Consider the following 3,413-nt stretch of genomic DNA (forward strand, 5'->3'; position numbering starts at 1 on the left):
CCGCCATAATTCCGTGTAAAAAAATATGGCCGAGCATTTATTGATGATGTAATAAAAGTGCTTGTTTGTAAGTGCCGCTGCAGCATGCGGCGGCACAATGACTCGGCATTATTCTGGCCCGTTACAATCCATTGAGGAAAGCCAGCAGCTGATCATCAGGCCGGTAAATTCCTGGCTTACCGTCGTGGGGTGTGGTTTTCTCCAGCATTTTTTTCTTTAATTCGAGGTCCGCATCTAAATAAATTTGTGTGGTTTCCGGGGACTCGTGACCAAGCCACAGGGCAATCATGGTGCCGTCGAAACCCGCTCGCAGCATTTCCATTGCCGAGGTGTGTCGAAGCTGGTGGAAAGTCACGCGTTTTTTCCGCAGAGAGGGACAGGTCTTGCGGGCCGTCTCAATCTGTTTCGCCAGAATGTAGCTCACGCCATCGGCGCTAAGACGACCACCACGCGCATTGGGAAACACGATGTCGCTATCTGCTTTGGCAGTCTCCTGCAGCCAGTTCTTGAGGATCGCACGAGTCTGCTCGGTGAGGGGTATACATCGGGCCTTGCGGCCTTTGCCCGCTACCCGAACATGTGCACCCGTGCCCAGGGTCACGTCCTGCCGCTTGAGTCCTGTCATTTCAGACAAGCGCATGCCGGTTTGCACCGACGTCAGGAGCAGCGCGTGATCCCGACGACCACTCCACGTCCTCGTATCGGGCGCGGCCAGTAACGCATCGACCTCTGGTCGTGTCAGAAATCCGACCTGAGTGCGGGTATAGCGTTTGGTGGGAATAGCGAGTGCGCGTTGAATCTGATCGGATCGAGAAGGTACTTCAAAGGCCGCATAGCGAAAGAAGGAGCGGATGGCGGCGAGGCGAACATTGCGGCTGCGCGCGCTGATACGACGTTGCTTTTCCAAATCGTCGAGAAACGCGCAGATAATTGGTGCATCGATATCTTCGAACAACAAACTGGCCGGCTGCTTGTGTCGACGCTTCTGGATGAATTTTAGTAGCAACCGGAACGTGTCACGGTAGGATTCGACCGTGTGTGAGCTGACTTGCTTTTGCTGCATGAGTCGCTGGGTGAAGAAGGCTTGCAGTAGCGTGGAAAAGCGGGTGGTCGATTTCATGACGGGTTCTCCCAGTGACGTTCGAGCAGTTTCGCCGCCAGCCCCATCAGCTCCGGGCACAAGCTGAGGTACCAGTAGGTATCGCTCGGATGAACGTGCCCTAGGTAAGCGGACAAAAGCGGTAAGCGGTGCTCAACGTCTTCGCCATTGCGGTACCATTGCAACAGGGTTTCTGTGGCAAATCGGTGGCGAAAATCATGTAAACGCGGTCCGTGGGTGGCGGTGGGGCTGCGCAAACCGATTCGGCGCGACAACGCATGGAACGTTCTGTACACGTCCGCGCGATGCAATGGATTGAGCGTGCTGGACACAAACAGGTGGAGCGCGGATCGTCCAGCAAGAAAACGCTCACGACGTGTGACGTAATCAGCAAGCACTTGCCGGGTTGACGCATGCAGAGGCACCATCCGTATTTTTCCAAATTTCCCCCGAACCGTCACAATGCCTTCATTCAGATCAACATCCTCCCGTTTCAAATCGAGTGCTTCACCGAGGCGTAATCCCGACACACTCAGCAGACCCAAGAAACAATAATATGTCCACGGACGCAGGCCCATTCCGCCAGAGAGAGTCAATGCGGCTTGAAGTAGGGCCTCAATTTCTGCACTGCTGTAAAGGTAGGGCTTCGCGCGGCGCGGTCGGTACGGCATCAAGGCGCACGGTGGAATCTCCGTGTGTGGATCGATCGCACTGTAGTACTGGGCAAATCCACGGACATAACCTACTCGTGCTGCCCACGTTGCCAGTTGAGCGCACTTCGGTTGCTGTGCCCACTGGAGCACGCGGCGTAGGGTGATGTGAACAGCCCGCCGCTTTTCCATAAAGGTGACGAAGTCCTGCAAAGCGTTGCCGGCAAGAAGCAGCTTGAATCCCAGGCCGCGGCGCAACGCTAAATAGCTCTGAACCGCTTCGCGCAGTGTGTTCATTGCATACCCCCCGGCCAAGGCAAGCCCAGTGTGCGCAAGGCGGCAAGGTCGATCTTCGCATAGATCGCCGTTGTTTCTGGATGACGATGGCGTAACAGCTCGCCAATCTCTGCCAGGGAAGCACCCTGGCGCAATAGATCGCAGGCCAGCCGATGTCGAAACTGATGGGCACCCTTGTGCGGCGTATCAATACCTGCTCGTTCCAGCGCGCGCTCAACGATAGATCCGATGGCTTCCTGTCCCTGAAACTCCCCCACCGGCGCTACGCTACGCAAAAATACAGAGCGGCTGGTACTGTGCGGTCGCCCCTTCTGCAGGTAGTCGGCGATCGCCTCACCCACATCGGCCGGTAGCGGCATGGGGCATCCCCTTGCGCTCTTACCGTGTACATACAGACTTCCACTATCCCAGTCGATGTCATCCAGTTTGAGCGCGACGATTTCGCCCGCGCGCAAACCCAGTCGGGCCAGCAGCAATAAAATTGCATAATCCCGGGAGCCAACGGCCCTTTGACGGTTGCAAGATGCGAGCGCTGCTTGCGCATGCTCCACCGAGATCGCACGAGGGATTGATGCCATCGACCAGTTGGCAACGGTAGGTACAGCGGCAGCCAGATCACGCTTGACGGCGCCGCAGTAAAGCAAATATCGGAGGAAAGATCGCAGCGCAGTGACCATCATTTTTGCCCGCGCCAGATGCAGGCATCTTACCTGCTCCTGTACAAATGCGATGACATTAGCGGCGCGCAGCGAAGCGAGTTGTATTTTTTTACGGTCACGGAAACAGGCCGTCAAAAAGACTCGGGCAAAAGGCACATAGATGTCGATCGTCTCGGCCGAAAGTCCCCGTTCCTGCTGCAAGTACACCGTGTACTCGTCCAATAACTGCCGATCGGGCGTCACCTCGACGGCAACGGTCGGCAACTCTGCGATGGCACCCTGCTGGTGCAGAAAATCCAGCATCCGTTTCAATACGTAGGTGTCGCTTGATCTGGGACGTCGATGACGAGCCCGATAACGTAAATAGCGCGGTATATGCTCGTCCGTAATCGCTGGTAGAACAGCATGTGCTTGCTTGAGCCAACGGCTAAAATCAGCAACCAATCGGGTTTGCCCACGGCTCGACTCTGGAGCAAATCCTTGGTCGTCCAGCGATTTGGTAAAGGAACTGATGTAGGGCGCGAGCGGCCCTTCTTGCACACACCTCAACGACCACGAACGACTGTATGACGGCTCCATGATGATCTCCTCCCAATCAAGATTACCTTGAGAGGAGTCAGGATAATGCCGACTACATTGGAACGAAAACGTTACTAATTGCGGACAAAAATGAAATTACTCGGCCATATTTTATTACACGGAATTATG

Annotated in this window: 3 protein-coding genes; all 3 read right to left on the minus strand. The window is 55.4% G+C overall.

What is annotated here, in order from left to right; genetic code table 11:
• Positions 1–121 precede the first annotated feature (121 nt).
• Genes SB822_RS54275 through SB822_RS54285 form a run of 3 tightly spaced genes read right to left on the minus strand, consistent with a single transcriptional unit; the run spans position 122 to position 3,284 of the window.
• Complete coding sequence (locus tag SB822_RS54275) at positions 122–1,120, minus strand: site-specific integrase (protein WP_410858749.1); 999 nt, start codon at positions 1,118–1,120, stop codon at positions 122–124.
• Positions 1,117–2,046, minus strand: a complete 930-nt coding sequence (locus SB822_RS54280) for a tyrosine-type recombinase/integrase (protein WP_410858750.1) — start codon at positions 2,044–2,046, stop codon at positions 1,117–1,119. The genes SB822_RS54275 and SB822_RS54280 overlap by 4 nt, the downstream gene beginning before the upstream one ends.
• Positions 2,043–3,284 carry a site-specific integrase gene (locus SB822_RS54285; RefSeq protein ID WP_410858751.1) on the minus strand — a complete coding sequence of 414 codons (1,242 nt, stop codon included), beginning with the start codon at positions 3,282–3,284 and terminating at the stop codon, positions 2,043–2,045. The genes SB822_RS54280 and SB822_RS54285 overlap by 4 nt, the downstream gene beginning before the upstream one ends.
• Positions 3,285–3,413 lie beyond the last annotated feature (129 nt).

It is taken from the genome of Paraburkholderia sp. SIMBA_054, from assembly GCF_046534875.1.
GTDB classification, from domain to species: Bacteria; Pseudomonadota; Gammaproteobacteria; order Burkholderiales; family Burkholderiaceae; genus Paraburkholderia; species Paraburkholderia hospita.

Bases quoted from the DNA above. Each gene is read 5' to 3' on its own strand.
- SB822_RS54285 (WP_410858751.1), bottom strand. From the start codon at position 3,284: ATGGAGCCGTCATACAGTCGTTCGTGGTCGTTGAGGTGTGTGCAAGAA.
- SB822_RS54280 (WP_410858750.1), bottom strand. From the start codon at position 2,046: ATGAACACACTGCGCGAAGCGGTTCAGAGCTATTTAGCGTTGCGCCGC.
- SB822_RS54275 (WP_410858749.1), bottom strand. From the start codon at position 1,120: ATGAAATCGACCACCCGCTTTTCCACGCTACTGCAAGCCTTCTTCACC.